The sequence below is a fragment of the Lentzea sp. NPDC059081 genome, assembly GCF_042738015.1.
Classification (GTDB): domain Bacteria; phylum Actinomycetota; class Actinomycetes; order Mycobacteriales; family Pseudonocardiaceae; genus Lentzea.
Genome location: NZ_JBHYGW010000008.1, coordinates 212296 through 230186, shown reverse-complemented (window position 1 = coordinate 230186; position 17891 = coordinate 212296). Strand labels below are relative to the sequence as shown.

Below are 17891 nucleotides of genomic sequence, written 5' to 3'. Positions count from 1 at the left end.
TCTAGCCGCAGCAGGAGCTCTTGGCCTTCGGGGCGGTTTCGGTCGCCGCCGGCTTCGGGCCGCAGCAGGACGACGCCTTCGGCGCGGCCGCGACAGCGGCCGCTTCGGTCGGCTCGATCTTGACCTCGGTCTTGGGACCGCAGCACGAGCTCTTCGCGGCGGGCTTGGCCGCGGGTGCGTCACCACCGAGCGCGGCGGAGAACATGTCGCTGACGTTCGTGTCGCTAGACATTGACGTTCCTTCCGGTCTTTTCCTTGTTCTGACTGGTCTGCACGTTCAGCAGCTCGGCGAGACGACCGTGCGCGGTGAGCAGTTCGACGGGGCTGCCGGACTCAACGATCCGGCCTTCCTCCAGCACGAACACCTTGTCGAGGTCCTCGACGAGAGCGAGCCAGTGGGCCACGACGACCGCGGTACGTCCTTCGAGCAGCCGCCGGATCGCGGCCAGCACGATGCGCTGCCTCTCCGGGTCCACGCTGGACACCGCCTCGTCCAGGATGATCACCCTGGGGTCGGCGAGCATCGCGCGGGCAAGGGCGACGAGCTGCCGCTCGCCCACGGACAGCCGAGAGCCGCGTTCACCGACTCGGGTGCTGTAGCCCTGGCCGAGCTGGCGGATGACCTCGTCCGCACCCACCGACTCGGCGGCCGCGACGACTTCCTCGTCGGTGGCATCCGGACGGCCGAAGCGGATGTTCTCCGTGACGGTGCCGTCGAAGAGCTGCGCTTCCTGCGTGACGAGCAGGATCTGGTCACGCACCGAGGACTTGCTCACCCCGGCGAGGTCATGACCGTCAACGCTGATGGAGCCCGAGGTCGGCGTGTAGAGCCGCACGAGCAGCTGCATCAACGTGCTCTTGCCGGCACCGCTGGAACCGATGACGCCGACGTGCTCGCCAGGTTGAGCCGAGAAGCTCAGTCCGTGCAGGACCTCCTCGCCACCGGGGTAGCCGAAGCGCACGTCGTCCACCACGAGCTCACCGCGAACCGGAGGCAACGCCTCACCGGAGTCGTCTTCTTCCGGCAGATCGAGCACCTCGAGCACGCGCTGGGCGGACACAGCCACATCCGACGCCTCGCCCAGCTGGTGGGCGAGATCGCGCACCGGGTTGAGCATCTTCTTCACGAACAGCGCGAACGCAGCCAGCGTGCCTGCGGCGAGAGCCGCACCCTGGGCCATGCCCATGGAGGCCATCATCGAGTCGGTGCCGAGCAGCATCCAGGTCATCGGCATCATGCCGGAGGCCAGCGAGAAGAAGAACCCGGAGCCGAGAGCGTGGCCCTGGATGATCTGGAGGCCACCGAAGAAGATCAGCAGGGCAAGTGCGAAGTGGACGCTGAACGCCAGGTGCGACGAGAGCCAGAGACGCTTGCGCGACAGTCGGTTGTGGACGACGTTGTACCGCTCCGACCGCGCGCTCAGATCGTCGAGCAGCGCCTGCTCCTGGCCGAACGAGCGGATGTCGCCGATGCCATCGATGCGCTGGTTGAGGTAGCCGACCATCTTGTCCCACTCCCGGCGCTGCCGCCGGGTGTCGCCGCGAAGCCGGTTCGTCCACCACAACGCGATGTAGACCATCAACGGGATCGCGATCAGCGTCGGGAACGCGACAGCCGGGCTCAGCGCGAGCAGGAAGATCGCGAAGGCGATGAACCAGACGACGCTGTTGACGACCTCCATCACCGACTTCGTGAGGAAGCTGCGGAACCTGTTGGCCTCGAACAGGACGCGGGTGACCCACTCACCGCTGGCCTGGGCGACGTGCCTGGACAGCTGGACCTTGTGCAGTCGCTCCACGAGGTCGTTCCGGATCGTCACGGTCAGGCGCTCGTTGACCCGGATCATCGCGGAGTTGTAGATGATTCGGATGACGTTCTCGACGACCACCAGCACCATCAGGTTGATAGCGGTGCTGCGGACCGCCTCCGTGTCACCGAGCACGATGTGACCAATACCCGCCATCACCGTGTACATCACGGCGATCGTGGTGATGGACGACAGCACGGCCATGGTGGTCGCGATGGACATCCAGCCCAGATGGGGCCTCATGTAGGGCAGGAAGCGCTTGACGGCGTTCCAGAGGATCTTGCGCGCGGCGCGGGCGTCCATGTCCTCGACGCTGGTCTTGGCCGGAACGGCCGTGGTCGTGTCAGCCATTGACCTTGGCTCCTTCGGACGTTCCGGCGTGAGCGAGCCGCGCGGCTTCGCTGGTCTCGACGGCGCCGGCGCGCAGGGTGATCGCACGCTCGGCGTACCGGGCCACGGAGTCCTGCTGGGTCGCGATGATCAGCGTGCGCTTCCCGCGCACCGAGACGATGGTCTCCAGCAAGGCGACTTCCGTCTCCGCGTCGAGGTTCGCAGTCGGGTTGTCGAGGAGGAGGATGTCCGGGTCGACCAGCAGCGCGCGGGCGAGGCCGATGCGCTGCCGCTCGCCTGCGGAGAGGTCCATGGTGGTCGCTCCGAACTCGCGGGTCAGCGGGATGTGTCCGAGGCCGGCAGCCGACACCGCGGCAGCGACTTCCTTCTCGGAGGCGCCCGGTCGGGCGAAGGCCACGTTCTCCGCCAGCGTTCCCTCGAAGACCCATTGGCGCTGAGGGAGGCACACCACGCGCTTGCGCACGTCGTGGGAGCTGTAGTCCCGGGCGTCGACCCCGTCGTAGCGGACAGTGCCCGCTTCCGGGTCGCGCAACCGCGCCAGCACGTGCAGCAGGGTGCTCTTGCCGCTGCCGGTCGGGCCGACCAGCGCAACGCTCTCACCCGGTTCGATGGTGAGGTCGACACCGTCGAGAACTCGACGGCCGCCGATCTCGACCACGACGCCTTCCGTGCTGACCGCGCCACGCAGCTCGGGCATGGGTCGCGTGTCGGTCCGCTCGTCGATGACCGACTGCGCGTCCATCACGTGCAGCAGCCGCTGTGCGGTCACGGTGGAGCGGAAGGCTCCGTTCACGTTCATCGAGAGCATGTGGATGCTCATCTGGAACATCATGACCAGCGCGACGATCGCGACCAGGCTGCCAACGGTCAGGGTGCCGTCGACGACGGCGTTGCCACCGACCCACAGCGCGATCGGCGTCGGCAGTCCGCCGATGACGTTGAGGAACGCCTCCCAGCGGCTGTAAGTCTTCTTCATCTTGCCGTCACGGGCTGCGTGATCCTCGTTGATCTTGTGCAGCTTGCCCGACGCGGCGCCCTCACGACCGAACGACTTGACCATGTTGATGTTCGACAGCGACTCGCCGACTCCGGCGAGCAGCTTGGTGAACTGACCCTTCAGCTCCACAAAGGACTTCTGCAGCCGCAGCTGCACCGTCATGTTGCCGAGGATCACGAAAGCCATCGGGATGACCGAGATCAGGGTGACCCGCCAGTCGATCACCAGCGCTGCCACGAGCATCGCGCCGGTCACCATGATCTGGTTGAACAGTTCGAGCAGACCGCCGTTGGTGAGGCCGCGCACAGCGACCGCGTCGGAGATGAGGCGGGTGAGCGCACGGCCACCGGACGCTTCGGCGGTGTCAGCCGGGCCGAGCCGCATCAACTGACTGAACAGATCGTGCCTCAGGTCGGTCACCGCGCGACTCGCGATGCCGAACCTGATCCTCTTTCCCCAGTGCAGCAAAGCAGTGGTGACGCCACCCGCGGCCAGCACTCCCAGCGCGATCACGAGGAGCAGCTGGGTGTCACCGCCGAGCACGCCGGCGTCGATCGCGATGCGCATGAGCAGCGGGATGGCGATGTTGCCGAGCAGACCGACGAGCATGACCGCGGTGGCCAGCGTCATCGCGCCGCGGTAGCGCAACGGGTAGCTGTACATGAAGCGCAGCGCGCGGAGCGACTCCTTCACGTCGAGCCCTCTTCTTCTTGGGATTGCACGACTTGTGACCAGCGAGGGCGGGCCGCGCCCGATGGACGCGGACCGCTTGAGATCATCTGAAATCTCGGTTTCCTAGTCGCAGCAGGCACATGCGCACCCGCACTCGGTGCCATCCTCCGCGACATCCTCCATGCCACTGGTCTCGCAGCAGCCGGATCCGATCATGTCATCAGCCATGTTCACCTCCCCAGGATTCCTTGATTAGATGATTTCAAAGTTATCTAAACAGCTGCTTCGATGGACGTCAAGACAGTGGAGCTCAATTGCCGGTTGCGTTCAGCAGCAAGAGGTGTGGGCGCGCTCGACCTGCGACTCAGCAGCCGCCGCCGACTCGACCCGAAGGTCGAGTTTGTCCAGAATCCGCTGGTAGTCGCGGTCCAGCTCCTCGGCATTCCGGCCCACGAGGACTACGCGGCCGAACGCGCCACCGCGCGGGTGGTTGATGGGCACCACCGGGTCGCCCGGCTTGACGTCGAGCTCGATGAGCGGCGGAATCGGGGATTCGAGCCCCTCCACACCGGCAAGAGCCTCCTCGCGGTAGCGCAGGCGTCCGGTGTCGGAGAAGACGATGCTGCGGTACAGACCTGCTGCGGCGCGGGGCGTCTCGGGTTCCACCCGGCGTCCCAGTGCCGCTTCCACCGCCACCAGCGTCGGCTCGTAGCCCGAGGTCGCCGCGATCAGCTCGACGCCCTGTCCGCCAGCCACCCTGGGGTTGATCTCGCCGGCCTTCGGTCCCGCCTCGGTGATCCAGAACTGCAGTGAGGCGACCCAGTTGTCGAGCCCGACCGCGGCGAGGGCGGCATCGGTGAGCCGTTCCAGCTCGGCGAGTTGCTCCTCCCCCAACGTGCTCGGGAACCACGCGCCGACCTTGACGAACTTCGGTGGCGGACCGACATCGCCTTCCACCACGTACATCACGGTGGTCTGGCCGTTCACCCTGCTGGCGAAGACTCCGAACTCGGCGCCGACCATGAACTCCTCGATCAGAGCGGAGTCCTTGCCGTCGTCCAGCACGTCGGCGACGGCATCGGCCACGTCGTCCGGCGTTTCGCAGTACATGAGCCCCGAAGCGCTCGTGCCGTCACGGGGTTTGACGATCACCGGCAGGCCGATCTCGCCGGCCGCGGCGATGCCTTCCGTTGTCGAGCGGACGACCCTGTGCTCCGGAACAGGTACACCGCCTTGCTGCAGCAGCCGCTCGGTAGCGGCCTTGTCGTTGCAGTTGTGGGCCGCCTCTTCGGTGATGCCGGTGCTCAGACCCAGGCTCTCGGCCAAACGGCCGGCCAGCGGCACCAGACGGTCGACGCCCGTCACCACCGCGTCGATGGGCTTGCTCGCGTGCACCTGGCCGACCTTGGCCGCGACGGCGTTCCAGTCGTCGAAGTCGACCTCGAGCGGGAAGTCGGCGAGGAGGAGCTGTTCGAGAGTCATCGCCTCGTCGGCGTACACGACCTCGTAGTCGGTGCGCTCCTTGAGCATCCTGACCGTGCGCTGTCCGCTCAGCACCAGCACTCTGGGCGGGCGCGTGTCGTTGGGCATCAGTGATCACCACATCCGGTTTCAGGGCTCGGGCTTCACCGTCGGGCGAAGGGAGTCCAGGATCTGTTCGTAGTCCGCTTCCATCTGGCCGGGTTCGTCGCCGTAAACGACGATGCGGCCGTAGCTTCCGCCGCGCAGGTCCGTGGCGGCGTGCACCCGTTCTCCCGGCTCGACGTCAAGGAAAACTCCAGGACGGTCGAGCGCGGACATGTCGTAGTCGAGGACGCCGGCCTGTCCGAAAGAGACGCACCTGTACAGGGCACGAGCCGCAACGGGTGTGGCGCGGGTGACGGGACGACCGAGGGCGACGTCGACCGCGGCCCGAGTCATGTCGACCCCGGACACGCGTTCGGTGAGGTCGCACAGCTGACCGCCCGGTGGACGCGCGGCGACGTTGATCAGCGCCGGTCCTGATGGGCCGATGCGGACTTGTACGTGTGCGACGCCATTGTCGAAACCCAGTGCGCTCAAGGCTTCTGCGACGAACTGCCCGAGCGCTCGGTCTCCAGTCTCACCGAGCCCACTCGGGAAGTCGTACCCCGTCTCAGCCTGCCGCGGACCGGGTGCCGTCTGCTGCGCGAGCACGTTGACCACCTCGGTCACGCCATCGACCGTGATGGTCTGGATCGCGTACTCGGGACCCGGCACGTACTTCTCGACCACGAAGGCGGACCGGCCCAAGGTGGCCACTGCCCAGGCCAGTTCCTGGTCGTCGTAGCACAGCAACGCACCGCGGCCCCGCGCGTTGACCATCTTCTTCAGCACCACGGGATACCCGAGCCGTCGTGCCGCCGGTTCGACGTCATCCGGGTCGGCGATGACGAGGTAGTCCGGACCTGAAATGCCCGCGCCTTCGAGTGTCAGGCGCATCCGTGCCTTGTTGCCGGCACTCAGTGCGGCGGGCATCGACAGACCGCGGATCCCCAGCCGCATGGCGAGGTAGGACGCCAGCGGCAGATAGGCGTCGTAAACGCTGAAGACGGCGGTCAAGGGGCGTGCGCCGTGCAGTGCCCGCAGCACCGCCTCGGTGGACTTCCAGTCGTCGAGGTCGACGTCCAGTGGCACGTCCGCGATGCACGCCAGATCCAGTGGGTTCGGGTCACCCAGCAGCACTGTGCGTACGTCCATGCTTGCGAGCACGTCCACCACACGGCGGCCTGAGATGCACGCGACGCTGTCTCGTTCGTCGATTCCCGCAGAGGTCATCAACAGCACCTGCTCACGACGTCGAGGCCATCGGTTCCATGGTGGATCCGCGACTCAAGAAGGGCGCACGCGGCATGCAGCATCGCCGTGCGTTTCCGGTCTGACGAGCTCAGTGCCAGGTACAGCGGGACAGCCACCGCACCAACACGGCGCTTCGGTGCCGGGTTGGCACGTCCCAGGTTCACCATGCCGGTCCCCGAGTCGATGGCCGCCTCGATCACCTCGGCGAGCATCGGCCGGTAGAACTCGAACGAGCTGTACTTGCCTACGTCGAGCCCGGCCAGCCACATGGACTGCTCAGTCCCGAACTCGTAACCACCGAACACGGCGGCGACGGCACCGGTCTGGTCCGCGGTCACGAAGGTCCGGTCGTACGGCGCGAGGTTGCGGTGCAGAGCTTGCAGGAAGTGCTGGGGCAGCAACTCCAGGGGTGTGCCGTGATCGGCGACCAGTGCCTGCACGAGTCGAACGTGGTCTTCGGCTGCAGGCGTCGCGCGGGAGATCGTGAAACCACGCTGCACCAGGCCCTTGCGCTCCCGTGTGAGTTCACGTCTGTGCCGGCCCCGGATGGTGCTCCAGTAGTCCTGCGCTGAGGCACGCCGGGTGTCGACGACGTAGGTGGTGCTCAGCTGACCGGTCGCGTAGCCCTTGCCCATGAGCCTCCCGACGAGTGGTCCGGCCGGCAGGTTCGCGAATCCCCAAGCCCAGGCGTCGTGGAGCTGAGCGGTCTGTTCCACCGCGCTGACCAAAGCGTCGAGCGCGCCGTGGTTCGCCGGTGGCGCCAACGGTCCGCCGGCGAAGGCGGCCAGGCTGTGCGCGAGCAGCACAGGTCCGCCGAAGTCGATCTCCGCGAGCCCGGCCACGTGGTCCAAGCGAGGACACTGGTGCACGAGATAGGCGGGACAGACGCCGGCCAGGCGGTCGCCATCGTAGGCGAGCACGTGCAGCGGGTCGAAGACACCAGGCGGCGCTTCCTCGAAGGCCGCCAACCACTCCCAGGTGTGGAAGATGGTGCCGCCACCTGCGCGCACCACCTCGTTCCACTCGCCCCGGTCGACATCAGCGACACCACGCACCACTTCGACGCGATACCCGCCGACTGCCTCGGCGGGCTCAGTCACCATCGTCATCCGGTCACCTCAGCAGCACGACTTGAACTCGCGGCTGTCCGCTCCCACGAGTTTGAGCTCGTCGACCTGGATCACCTGGATGTCCAGCTCCGTGCGCACGGCACTCTCGATCGAGTTGAGCTCCTCCGCGGTATCGCCGAACACGACGATGCGGCCGTACACACCGCCCTCGGGGTGGTCGACGGGGTGAACCGTGTCCCCGGATGGAACCTCGATCTCGACGATCGGAGGAACCGTGGCGGGAACTGACGAGGGCACGCGGTAGAGCAGAGTTCCTGCCTGGTCGAACACGACGCTCCGGTACTTGGCCCGGCTCGCGAACGGCTCGCGGACACCGACCGGCAGACCGAGCGCGATCGCGGTGACCGCCTCGATCATGTCCACGCCGGACACCGCCTCGGTCATCTCGACGAGCCGGCCACCAGGGCGGCGGGCGTTGACCTCGACGATGCGGAACCCGTCCGCACACTTGCGGACCTGGGTGTGACTGATCCAGTCGTGGATGCCCAGGACGGCCAGCGCAGAGGAAACCATCGCCCCCAGCTGCTCGACCTCGGCATCGGGAAGTCCTGACGGGTAGTCGTAACCCAACTCGACGAAGACGGGAGGCTCGGTCATGTGCTGGCGCAGGACGCTCAACACCTGCGTCACACCGCTCTGAGAGAGCGTCTGGACGGCGTACTCCGGCCCGTCCAGGTATTCCTCCACCAAAACACCTGGCAACGCCTCAGGACTCGCTTCCTCGAGGATCGCCTTTGCCGCCGAGCGCACTTCCTCGACCGACTCACAGCGGCGGACACCGAATCCGCCGGCGCCGTCACGCGGTTTGACCACCACCGGGAAGCCGAGCTCCCTGGCTATCCGGGACGCGTCGCGGGTGTCGGCCGCCAGCCCGAAGCGCGGCACGGGAAGTCCTGCCTCTTCGAGAACGGACCGCGTGCGCCACTTGTCCCGGCAGTTCCTGGCCGCGTCCGCCGTCAGCCCCACGGGCTTCGGCAGCAGTCGCTCTGCCAGGTGTGTCATCAACGGGATGCGCGGCTCGACGTGGGTCAGCACCGCCGCCGGCGTCTCCGTCCCGAGGTGGGCGGAGACCGTCGAGGCCACGGCGTCCCAGTTGTCGACGTCCACGTCGATCGGGACGTCGACCCAGCCCATGATCTGCAGCGGCACGCGCTTGTCGAGGTAGAGGATCCGGTAGCCGAGATCGCGCAACACCTCGAACTCGCGCTCCGCTCGTCCACCGATCAGGACGACCGTCCCCGTCGGGGATGTGCCGTGCTCAGTCACCGGCGTTCCTTTCCCGTCCGCGTTCGCCGGACTAGCAGCAGGTGTTGGTCTTCTTCACCGGCGCGGCCGTCGTCGCGGCGGGTGCTTGAGCGGACGGTCGCTGCGCCTCGTCCCCGGTGAGTGCGGCGACGATGCCCGCGACCTGGCCGACCTCCTCGTTGTTGAGGCCGAGCTGCTTGGCGACGGCGAGGAAGGACCGGACGGTCTCCTCGTTGCCCTGCACCAGTGCGGCCGCGAGCGCGACGGCACCGCGGGTCTTGGGCTCGAGTGCGCCGCCGTCGAACGCGGCCTTGAAGAAGTCCTGCTTGGCCGACGCGAGGTTCGCGTGGCTGTCCCGGATCTCCGGCGCCAGTTGGATGAGCTGTGCCGACACGGAAAGCGCTGCGGAGGCCATGGTCTACTCCTCGGAGATGTTCTAGATGTTCTGTGCCAGGTAGGCGGCACTCAGCACGACCAGTCGCCCGGCCATGCGCAGGGCCTCGGGGTCGATCCGGTCGAGCGAGTCGAGTGGTGAGTGGTAGTGCGCGGCGCCCAGACCGAGTCCGACCGCGGGCAGGTCTCGCCCGGCATAGCTGCGGTTGTCCGATGCGACGGCACCGCCGGCCAGCGGAATGCGCAGCGCGCGGCCGGCTCGGTCCAGCGCACTGATGAGCGCCTCGGTGTCCTTGCCCACCTCGGCGGCGACAGCTCCGTTGAACTTGCCGGCCATGTCGACGTTGATCACGTCGGGACGGATGCCCGCGTCCACCAGCGCACCGGCGTGGTGTCGCGACCCGAGCGCGCCGATCTCCTCGGCGTCGAGCACGGCGAACAGAAAGGGGCGCGGCAGTGCGAGTCCACGTTCCGTGATGACGCGAACGATCTCCAGCAGTACCGCGACGCCGCTGCCGTTGTCCCCGGCGCACTGGAAGTGCCGCTCGGGGTCGGCTCCGACGCCGTCGTAGTGCGCGCTGATCAGCACAGGGCGGTCAGCGAGATCAGGATCGGTCCCGGCGATACCGGCCACGACGTTGGTGCCGGCCACAGGACCGCGGCCAAGCTGGACCTGGGCACGCACGACCTTGCCGTCGATCTGCGCCAGGAGGTCCGCCCGTACAGCGATCACGGGAACGTCGACGGGCTTGCCGCCCATCACCCTCTTGGTCAGGAAGCCGGACCCGTCCGGGTTCTGGGGTGTCAGCAGTCCGATTCCGCCTGCGGCGCGCACCTGTGCGGCGAGTTCGGTGAAGGCCTCGCCCTGGGGGACCTTGTCCAGCACGACCCATTCACCCGCGCGAGGCGCGGAGCCCAGCGATCGTGCGACTCCCTCGGCCGGAGTGGGCATCGGACCCGAGCGCGGGTGCTCGGCGTAGTCCACACGGTGTTCCAGCGTGGCCGGATCGGGGCCGGCCACGCTGAACACGGGGGCCGCGGTGAGCCTGAACGTCGCCGCGATGTCGAACACTTGCTTCTCCGGCCTGAGGCCGAAGTCCGTGAGTTTCTCCGTCAGCCAGTCGGTGGCGAGATCATGACCGGCACTACCTACACCGCGACCGGCGAACTCCGGTGCGCACAACGATTCCAGATCGGACAGCATGCGCGTCGCGTCGATCGCGTCGGCCAGCGCCAGCAGGTCGTCCTCAGCGACGACCTGTTCGGACCCCGTCATTCCACCCCCCGGAGAAACAGTTGAGAGATCAGGAGTTCGGTTCGCCGCAGCAGCCGTCGCCCTGGCCTCCGACCACGGCACCCGACTTGTCCGCCGGCTCACCGCAGCAGCCGCCGCTCGTGGCGGTACCGGTGGTGACCGGCAGGGTGATGAACCCTCCGGCCTGCTGGGTCGTCTCTTCGCCGGCCATGTACCCCAACCCCTTTCGAGCGGAAGCTCAGCCCGCCTTGTTTCGAAGTTCTTCTAGATACAAGCCTATCGATCCAAGGCGGGCTGTCAACAGGTTCAGCCCGCGATGAGGTAGGTCAGCGCGGCCACGCCTGCGGCGAACGGAGGAGTGACGAGCCAGGCGATACCGAAGTCGCGGAACGACTTGCCCTTGATGCGCTTGAAATCGGTGCCCGCGGTACCGGCGATGGCGCCCACCGAGACCTGGGTCGTGGACATCGGAAGCCCCTGGAAGGCGCCGAGGCCGACCAGTGCGGCGGTCGTCAGGTTCGCGGTGAAGCCTTCGACGTGGGTCATGTTGTCGACGCAGACCGAGAGCCTCTTGGCGATGCGGGCACCGGCGACGAGACCGCCGATGGCCATGGCGAGAGTGACGCCGAAGAGAAGACCCGTCGTGGTCATCCCGCCGATGAGGGCGAAGGACCCGATGGCCACGATCTTCGGAGCGTCGTTCATGCCGCGGGCGAAGCTGGTGAACCCGCTGGTGGCCCAGTGCAGCAGGATGACCGGAGACATCTTCGACTTGGCCTGCTCAGCCGATGCGCTCTCGGTCTCCACGACGGTGGCCGCACTGCTCGCGCCGCCGCTGGCGTCGACGGTCTTGGGCTGCTCACCCGGTCTCACTGCCGAGCGCTTCGCCGCCTGACGGGCGGTGTAGCGGCCGACGAAGGTCAGGGTGATCGACACGATGTAGGCGCCGAGCACGCTGAGCAGCAGCGGGCCCACGACCTTGTTGAGCAGCACTCCCCAGTTCACCGAACTGCTGGCGAACAGCACGCCGGCACCGAGGAGCGAGCCGACGAGGGCGTGCGTGGTAGAGACGGGCAGCCTCCGCCAGGTGGCGAACGCGACCCACGCCGAAGTTCCGGTCAGGACCGCGACCGCGAAGGCCGGCGTCGGCGCGGCCGACACGATTCCCTTGGAGAACAACGCGGTCATCTTCGCGGCGAAGGTCAGTGAGACCAGGCAGCCGATGGCAGTGGTGATCGTTCCCCAGATGACGGCGGTGCGGATCTTCGCGACGCCTGCTGCGGACAGGGTGGCCACGCCCTTGGGAACGTCGTTCGCGCCGTTCGCCGCGGCTAGCGCCAACACCAGCACCAGTACCAGAACTTCCATTGGCGGATCTCCTTCTCAGTACTCAGCTGCCACGGTCTGTGCCCGCAGTGCCACTGCGGCCAGGAAGGCCTTGATCAGGGGGTGGACGTTGCCGGGCGTCGACGAGAGCTCGGGCTGGTAGAGCGTCCCGACGAAGAACGGGTGGTCAGGAAGCTCCACCGCTCGTGGCGCCTTCTCCGAGTCCCATGCGCAGATGCGGAGCTGGCTGTGCATGAACGTGTCGACGTAGTCGGGGTTGAGGCCGTACTTGCAGTGGTAGGTCTCGGTGGTGCTCTCGACGTTGTCGTAGATCGCTGCGAGACCGCTGTTCTCGGCGAGGTAGAGCGATGCCTGCTCACCCGCCAGCGAACACTCCAGCGGCACGATGAACGGCGTGCTCGCATCCGGGTCGTACTGCACGTCGTCGGCATCGGCGAAGCCGAGAACCGACTGGCCGTACTCCATGAGCGCGTGCTGGAACCCTCCACACGTGCCCAGGTAGGGAATGCCGGTCTCCCTGGCGAGCCGGATCGCCAGGAGCACCGCTTCCTTGTCCGCGTAGGGCGATCCGGGGATCACCCAGATGCCGTCGTAGTCGGCGATCTCCGCCGTGACCGAGGTGCTGGGCACCCAGTCGACCTGAACGTCCAGGTGCGGGATCAGGGCGTCCAGCCGCCCGTGCGCCGCCTGACGATCGCTGCGGTCACCCACCAGAGCGAGTCGTGCCCGGTCCCCCCGAGCCGCTGCGGATCGTGTCATTACGTGGTCCTCCCCTGTGAACGCGCGTCTACTCACTTGTTCGTGCTGTGCTGCTGCCGAGCCGGCCGATCCACACGAACCCGTGCGGGCCGAGCTCGCACTCCAGGCGCCCCTCGTTCGCGCTGGAGGTGGTTTCACCACCGAGGAAGACCGGTGCGCCGTCTCCCAGGTGGGTGGCAGGTTCGAAGACCTGGCGTTCCTGTGTCGCGTTGTGCACGCACAACACGCGGTTGAGCCCGTCCGCACTCGAACGCAGGATTGTCCACAGCCCCGGCCCGAGGTCCACCGCCACGGCGGTGGACCCTTCCTCGAAGGCGGAGGCCACAGCCGACTTGCGCAGGCAGTCGCGTTTGAGCTCGGCACCAGGCGAGATGCCGGACAGCGACAGCCGTACCGAGTCGAAGAAGTCGTCAGTGCACTGCACTAGCGGGTGTTGCTTCAGTTGTCCTGTCACCACAACCTCTTCCCCGTCATGACCGCACCCGAGGGGCGGCCCAGAAGACCGAGAACCGTCGGTGCGATGTCGGCCAGTGAGACCGCGTCGTGGTCGCCGCTCGCCACCTCTTGGCCAGGTGCGGGTACGAGCACCACCGGAACCGGATTCGTCGTGTGGCCGCCGTACGGTCGAGGCGAGCCATCGGGTCCGTTCTTCTTCATCTGCTCGGCGTTGCCGTGGTCACCGACCAACAGCACCCAGCGCGACGTCTCCCGTGCCACCTCGGCGATGCGTGCGACCGCCTTGTCGGTGTGCGCGGTCGCCAGCACGGTGGCGTCGAAGTCGCCGGTGTGCCCGACGACGTCGATGTTCGCGAGGTTGGCGACCACGAGATCCACATCGGACCTCCGAGCCGCCGACTCGATCTCCTCGACCACCTTGTCGAGGGTCATCTCCGGCCGAGTCCGGTAGTCCGGCTTGGTCTCGGCGGTGACCCGCACGTGCTCCTCGACCTCACGAGCAGTCGAGTCGCGGCCGTTGACGTAGTAGGTGACGTGTTCGAACTTCTCCGTCTCCGCTATCCGGACCGAACGAAGCCCGTGCTCCTGCAGCACATCAGCGAGGCCGCCACCGGTTTCCGCGCGGCTCACGAGCGGCGGGATCTCTGCCGTTGTGTCGTACTGGGCGAGGCTCACCGTCCTGACCGAGCGACCAGCCGTGTGATCGACCAGGAAGTCCGCCAGCTGCTGGATGCGGTCACTGCGGAAGTTGGTGAACAGCACTGCGTCGCCCTCGCTGATCCGGCCGACAGGGGCACCGCCGTCGACCAGGATGCTGGGCACCACCCACTCGTCGCCTCGTTCGGAGGCCTCGACGGCGTCCAGCAACCGGGTCACCGACGCGCCGACCCCGTCAGCGATGGCGAGGCCGGCCTCGCGAGTGAGGTCGAGGTTCCCGGCCTTGTCGAGCGCGTAGCCGCGTCCGATCACGGTGACGAGCGTGCCGACCCCGGCCTCCGCGACGAACTTCTCGATCTTTCCCAGGTAGTCGGCCGCGGTGCCGTCGGACACGTCCCTGCCATCGGTGATCGCGTGGAGCCAGACCCGGCCGACCCCCTGCTCGGCCGCGGCGAGCAGGATCGGGCGCAGGTGATCCACGTGGGCGTGGATCGCCCCGTCCGACGCCAGCCCGATGAGGTGCAGCGCCGCACCCGTCGAAGCAAGCTCGCCGAACACTTCGCACAGCAAGGGGTTCGACGCCAGCTCACCGCTGTCGATCTGCTGCTGCACCAGCACGCTGTCGTACGGGACCGGCCGTCCCGCACCGATCACCATGTGGCCGATCTCCGAGTTGCCCACCGTGCCCGGCAGCAGACCGACCGCCGTACCGGACGCATCGGCCAGGAGGTGGGGACAGGTGGCGATCAGCTCGTCGAGTGCCGGCGTCTCGGCGGAGGTGATGGCGTTGTCCGCGGCGGCGGGTGCGTGCCCCCACCCGTCGAGAACCAGGAGGATGCCCGGGAAGCCCTCGCTCACAGGGTGCTCGAGCCGTCGGCCGCGAGCTGGTCCAGGGTCTGCCAGAAGGTCGGGAAGGACTTGGCCACGCAACCCGGGTCGCGGATGACAACGCCTTCGGTCCGCAGACCGGCGATGGCGAAGCACATCGCGATCCGGTGGTCGTCGTAGGTGTCGATCACCGCGCCGGTCGGCGTTCCGCCGGTGATGGTCATCGCGTCGGGTTCCTCGTCGACCTCGATCCCCATCTTGCGGAGCTCGGTCGTCACCGCGGCGATGCGATCGCACTCCTTGACCCGGAGGCTCGCGATGTTGGTGATGCGGGTGGTGCCCTCGGCGAACGCGGCGACGACGGCGAGGGTCGGCACGACGTCCGGCATGGCCTCCATGTCGATGTCGATCCCGCGGAGCTCTCCGCCCTGGAGCGTGATCGAGTCCTTGGTGACGTCGGCCGTGCAGCCCATGCGCACGAGCGCCTCGACCAGGCCGACGTCACCCTGGTGCGAGCCGGAGCCGATGCCGGGGATCGTGATCCGTCCGCCGAGCACCGCCGCGGCCGCGAGGAAGTAGGACATTCCGGACGCGTCGGGCTCGACGGTCACCGAGCCGCCGCGGATCTTCTGTCCCGCGCGGACGGTGAAGCTCGTGAAGCCGTCGCGCTCGACCTGGACACCCATTTCCGCAAGCGCCGCAACGGTCATGTTGACGTAGGGCTTGGAGATGAGGTCGTCGATGATCGTGACCTCGACGTCCTGCTCCGCCAGGGTGGCGTTGATCAGCAGGCTGGAGGTGAACTGGCTGCTGACCGCACCGCTGATGCGAGTTGCACCGCCGCGGAACGTGCCGCCGACGACCTGGATGGGCGGGCTTCCGTTGCCCCGCACGGCAGTGGCGTCGACACCGAGCGCGGGCAGCGCGTCGAGGAGCGATCCCATGGGACGTTCCTGCATGCGCTTGGTGCCGGTGATGATGCTCGTGCCCAGAGCGTGGCCTGCCATGGAGATGAGGAAACGGAGCGGAGTGCCCGCGGCACCGACGTAGATGTCCTCCTGCGGCGCACGCATCGGCTGGCCGGTCGGGACGACGTGGAACCGGGAGTTCTCCGTGTCGATCGTGACGGTCGCGTGCCCGAACTGCTCGATCGCTTTCGCGAGCAGGACGGTGTCGTCGGAGACCAGTGCGCCTTCGATGGTCGTCTCCTGCCCGGAGACCGCGGCGAGCGAAGCGATCGCGAGGTATCGGTTGGAGTAGCTCTTGGAGCCCAGCACGTTCACAACACGGTCGAAGGTGGGCAGGGTGCGCACCGTCAGCTCGTCGGCTTCCATGCGCGTGTCCTGAACCGTCGTGGTCATTCGTCTCCCCTAGACGTCGTCCTGCTTCAGCGGCTGCCGAGTGCGACTTGAGCGTCGGTCAGCCGGGCGGTGACAGCCTGCGTTTTGAGGACTGGTCAGGGAAGCGATCTCGTCAGGCAGCAAGGTGCCTGGCAGCTTGTTGCCTGGGGTCAACCAGTGGGGTAGTTCCCTGGTAACACCCATTCATCTTCCGTATGCCTGCTGTTCGCTGAAAACGACATGCGTCCCCAACGGAGTGCTACATTGATGACTCTCAATGCAGGACATGGGGTGGGGAATTCGGGGTTACGACAGGGTTTCTTGTCGCAGATACCCTAGGGGGGTACATGCCGCCGTTCGGGTTGGACCAGTCAGGCCAGTCCGTGTACCGTTTCATCCTCGGCCGCGGAGGTTGCACGGCCGACGAAGTTGTTGCGACGCTTGACATCCCGACAGAGGAAGTTCACGCGGTCGTCGACCGATTGGTCGAATTGGGAGTTCTGCGAAGGAGTTCCGACTCCCTCATCCCCGGCAGTCCCAGCGTCGCCCTGCAGTCGCTTCTTGACCGCCAGCATGCGGATCTCCTGCGGAGGCAACACGAGTTCGCCGCGACGAAGGCCGCAGTAGGTCGCCTCATAGCCGAGTACGACGAGGTGTGCGGCGCCGGCGTCCGCAACGAATGGGAGCGTTTGGACGGCGTCACCACAGTTCAAGCGCGAATGGGCGTACTCGCGCGGCAGACTCGCATCGAGTGCCTCACTCTTCTCCCGACCGGTCTGCAATCCGTGGACAATCTGGGCTTGCGCAAAGCGATTGACGAGGACTTGCTTCGCAACGGCGCTGCAGTGTGGACTGTGTACCAAGAAAGCGCTTGCAACGATCGACCGACGATGCGCTACGCCGAGTGGCTGTCAGCCGCCGGCGGAGAGGTACGCACGACACCCACGCTTCCCACGTGGATGATGCTGTTCGACCGCACCACCGCGCTGCTCCCCGTCGATCCCGAGCTGGGCAACTGCAGTGCGTTTCAGGTGACCGGAGCGGGATTCATCACCGCGCTGGTAGGGCTTTTCGAACAGGTATGGGCATCGGCCATCCCGCTGTCCTCGGCACCGTGCTCTGCCGAGGGACCGTCCAACATGGAGAGTGAGCTGCTTCGCCTGCTGAGCCAGGGCCTCACGGACGAGGCCGTGTGCAAGAAGCTCGGCTTGGGACTGCGCACGGTACGCCGCATGGTCGCGGATCTCATGACCAAGCTCGAAGCACGCAGCCGGTTCGAGGCAGGCGCAAACGCCGTCGCGCGGAACTGGCTAAAGCCGAGCAGGAAGGGACACCAACGCGACAAGTGTTGCGGCGAAGAGATAATCGACCTGATCCCCATAGCCCGACTGACGGAGCATCACGCGTCGTAAGACCGACGGCGAAGTAGTCAGGAACACGCAGCTGCTACAGCCGGCATGCCCGGGATCGCCAGCAGAGCGGACATCCTGGCGAAGTTCTCCTGCACCGGGCGGTAATAGACCCAGGTGCCGCGGCGGTCAGACTCCACGAGACCCGCCTCACGCAAGATCTTCAGGTGGTAGGAGATCGTGGGGCCGGTCAGCTCGAACGAATCGGTCAGATCGCAGACGCAGCACTCCCCTTCGGGAGTCGCCGAGGACGCCGCGATCAGCGACAGCAGGCGCAACCGGATCGGGTCGCCCATCGCCTTGAACATCTTGGCCACGTCGGCGGCACGCTCAGGCTCCAACGGGGTCGACAGCACCGGTGGGCAGCACGCTTCCGAAGACGACGCTCCATCAACCGACTTCAGCTTGGCCATGCCATCTATCTTGA

At 66.9% G+C, this 17891-nt stretch carries 17 protein-coding genes; 1 reads left to right on the top strand and 16 read right to left on the bottom strand.

All coding sequences use genetic code 11. The features are described from left to right. Position 1: 1 nt before the first annotated feature. The 15 genes from ACFWV3_RS20800 to aroA form a co-directional block, all read right to left on the bottom strand. Positions 2-232 carry a hypothetical protein gene (locus tag ACFWV3_RS20800; protein WP_382413030.1) on the bottom strand — a complete coding sequence of 77 codons (231 nt, stop codon included), beginning with the start codon at positions 230-232 and terminating at the stop codon, positions 2-4. Further along, positions 225-2159 (bottom strand): ABC transporter ATP-binding protein, encoded by a 1935-nt coding sequence (locus ACFWV3_RS20795; protein ID WP_382413029.1) that lies wholly within the window; start codon positions 2157-2159, stop codon positions 225-227. Before ACFWV3_RS20795 ends, ACFWV3_RS20800 begins: the two co-directional genes overlap by 8 nt. Next, positions 2152-3849 (bottom strand): ABC transporter ATP-binding protein, encoded by a 1698-nt coding sequence (locus ACFWV3_RS20790; RefSeq protein WP_382413028.1) that lies wholly within the window; start codon positions 3847-3849, stop codon positions 2152-2154. Before ACFWV3_RS20790 ends, ACFWV3_RS20795 begins: the two co-directional genes overlap by 8 nt. A gap of 306 nt (positions 3850-4155) precedes the next feature. Next, positions 4156-5418 carry an acetyl-CoA carboxylase biotin carboxylase subunit family protein gene (locus ACFWV3_RS20785; RefSeq protein WP_382413027.1) on the bottom strand — a complete coding sequence of 421 codons (1263 nt, stop codon included), beginning with the start codon at positions 5416-5418 and terminating at the stop codon, positions 4156-4158. A 21-nt stretch (positions 5419-5439) separates the two neighbouring features. Further along, positions 5440-6546 carry an acetyl-CoA carboxylase biotin carboxylase subunit family protein gene (locus ACFWV3_RS20780; RefSeq protein WP_382413026.1) on the bottom strand — a complete coding sequence of 369 codons (1107 nt, stop codon included), beginning with the start codon at positions 6544-6546 and terminating at the stop codon, positions 5440-5442. A gap of 77 nt (positions 6547-6623) precedes the next feature. Next, on the bottom strand, positions 6624-7754 hold the full coding sequence (locus ACFWV3_RS20775; protein WP_382413025.1) for a GNAT family N-acetyltransferase: 1131 nt from the start codon (positions 7752-7754) through the stop codon (positions 6624-6626). A gap of 9 nt (positions 7755-7763) precedes the next feature. Then, entirely contained in the window at positions 7764-9041 is a 1278-nt protein-coding gene (locus ACFWV3_RS20770; protein WP_382413024.1) for an acetyl-CoA carboxylase biotin carboxylase subunit family protein, read from the bottom strand. 31 nt (positions 9042-9072) lie between these two features. After that, the gene (locus ACFWV3_RS20765; RefSeq protein WP_382413023.1) at positions 9073-9435 is read right to left on the bottom strand and encodes a carboxymuconolactone decarboxylase family protein; all 363 of its coding nucleotides are present in this window, start codon (positions 9433-9435) and stop codon (positions 9073-9075) included. A gap of 21 nt (positions 9436-9456) precedes the next feature. Continuing rightward, positions 9457-10689: a M28 family metallopeptidase gene (locus ACFWV3_RS20760; RefSeq protein ID WP_382413022.1), complete on the bottom strand. Its 1233-nt coding sequence runs from the start codon at positions 10687-10689 to the stop codon at positions 9457-9459. Positions 10690-10717: 28 nt separating this feature from the next. Further along, positions 10718-10879, bottom strand: coding sequence for a hypothetical protein (locus ACFWV3_RS20755; RefSeq protein WP_382413021.1), 162 nt, complete (start codon positions 10877-10879; stop codon positions 10718-10720). A 95-nt stretch (positions 10880-10974) separates the two neighbouring features. Then, a complete protein-coding gene (locus tag ACFWV3_RS20750) occupies positions 10975-12036 on the bottom strand; it encodes an inorganic phosphate transporter (RefSeq protein ID WP_382413020.1) in 1062 nt (353 codons plus the stop codon). Between the two features lie 15 nt (positions 12037-12051). Beyond that, entirely contained in the window at positions 12052-12774 is a 723-nt protein-coding gene (locus tag ACFWV3_RS20745) for a hypothetical protein (protein WP_382413019.1), read from the bottom strand. Between the two features lie 28 nt (positions 12775-12802). Further along, entirely contained in the window at positions 12803-13198 is a 396-nt protein-coding gene (locus tag ACFWV3_RS20740; RefSeq protein WP_382413018.1) for a hypothetical protein, read from the bottom strand. Between the two features lie 26 nt (positions 13199-13224). Further along, positions 13225-14745, bottom strand: a complete 1521-nt coding sequence (gpmI, locus tag ACFWV3_RS20735) for a 2,3-bisphosphoglycerate-independent phosphoglycerate mutase (RefSeq protein WP_382413017.1) — start codon at positions 14743-14745, stop codon at positions 13225-13227. Then, the gene (gene aroA, locus ACFWV3_RS20730) at positions 14742-16076 is read right to left on the bottom strand and encodes a 3-phosphoshikimate 1-carboxyvinyltransferase (RefSeq protein WP_382413016.1); all 1335 of its coding nucleotides are present in this window, start codon (positions 16074-16076) and stop codon (positions 14742-14744) included. The genes gpmI and aroA overlap by 4 nt, the downstream gene beginning before the upstream one ends. Before the next feature lie 362 nt (positions 16077-16438). Between aroA and ACFWV3_RS20725 the strand changes: the two genes are divergently transcribed. Beyond that, positions 16439-17467 (top strand): LuxR C-terminal-related transcriptional regulator, encoded by a 1029-nt coding sequence (locus ACFWV3_RS20725; protein ID WP_382413015.1) that lies wholly within the window; start codon positions 16439-16441, stop codon positions 17465-17467. Between the two features lie 17 nt (positions 17468-17484). Here the strand turns inward: ACFWV3_RS20725 and ACFWV3_RS20720 are convergent, their stop codons facing one another. Beyond that, entirely contained in the window at positions 17485-17877 is a 393-nt protein-coding gene (locus ACFWV3_RS20720; RefSeq protein WP_382413014.1) for an ArsR/SmtB family transcription factor, read from the bottom strand. Positions 17878-17891 lie beyond the last annotated feature (14 nt).

Coding starts and splice junctions, on each gene's coding strand:
- ACFWV3_RS20780 (WP_382413026.1), bottom strand. CDS start 6,546: ATGGACGTACGCACAGTGCTGCTGGGTGACCCGAACCCACTGGATCTG.
- ACFWV3_RS20800 (WP_382413030.1), bottom strand. CDS start 232: ATGTCTAGCGACACGAACGTCAGCGACATGTTCTCCGCCGCGCTCGGT.
- ACFWV3_RS20755 (WP_382413021.1), bottom strand. CDS start 10,879: ATGGCCGGCGAAGAGACGACCCAGCAGGCCGGAGGGTTCATCACCCTG.
- ACFWV3_RS20745 (WP_382413019.1), bottom strand. CDS start 12,774: ATGACACGATCCGCAGCGGCTCGGGGGGACCGGGCACGACTCGCTCTG.
- ACFWV3_RS20795 (WP_382413029.1), bottom strand. CDS start 2,159: ATGGCTGACACGACCACGGCCGTTCCGGCCAAGACCAGCGTCGAGGAC.
- ACFWV3_RS20720 (WP_382413014.1), bottom strand. CDS start 17,877: ATGGCCAAGCTGAAGTCGGTTGATGGAGCGTCGTCTTCGGAAGCGTGC.
- ACFWV3_RS20765 (WP_382413023.1), bottom strand. CDS start 9,435: ATGGCCTCCGCAGCGCTTTCCGTGTCGGCACAGCTCATCCAACTGGCG.
- ACFWV3_RS20775 (WP_382413025.1), bottom strand. CDS start 7,754: ATGACGATGGTGACTGAGCCCGCCGAGGCAGTCGGCGGGTATCGCGTC.
- ACFWV3_RS20750 (WP_382413020.1), bottom strand. CDS start 12,036: ATGGAAGTTCTGGTACTGGTGCTGGTGTTGGCGCTAGCCGCGGCGAAC.
- ACFWV3_RS20785 (WP_382413027.1), bottom strand. CDS start 5,418: ATGCCCAACGACACGCGCCCGCCCAGAGTGCTGGTGCTGAGCGGACAG.
- aroA (WP_382413016.1), bottom strand. CDS start 16,076: ATGACCACGACGGTTCAGGACACGCGCATGGAAGCCGACGAGCTGACG.
- ACFWV3_RS20760 (WP_382413022.1), bottom strand. CDS start 10,689: ATGACGGGGTCCGAACAGGTCGTCGCTGAGGACGACCTGCTGGCGCTG.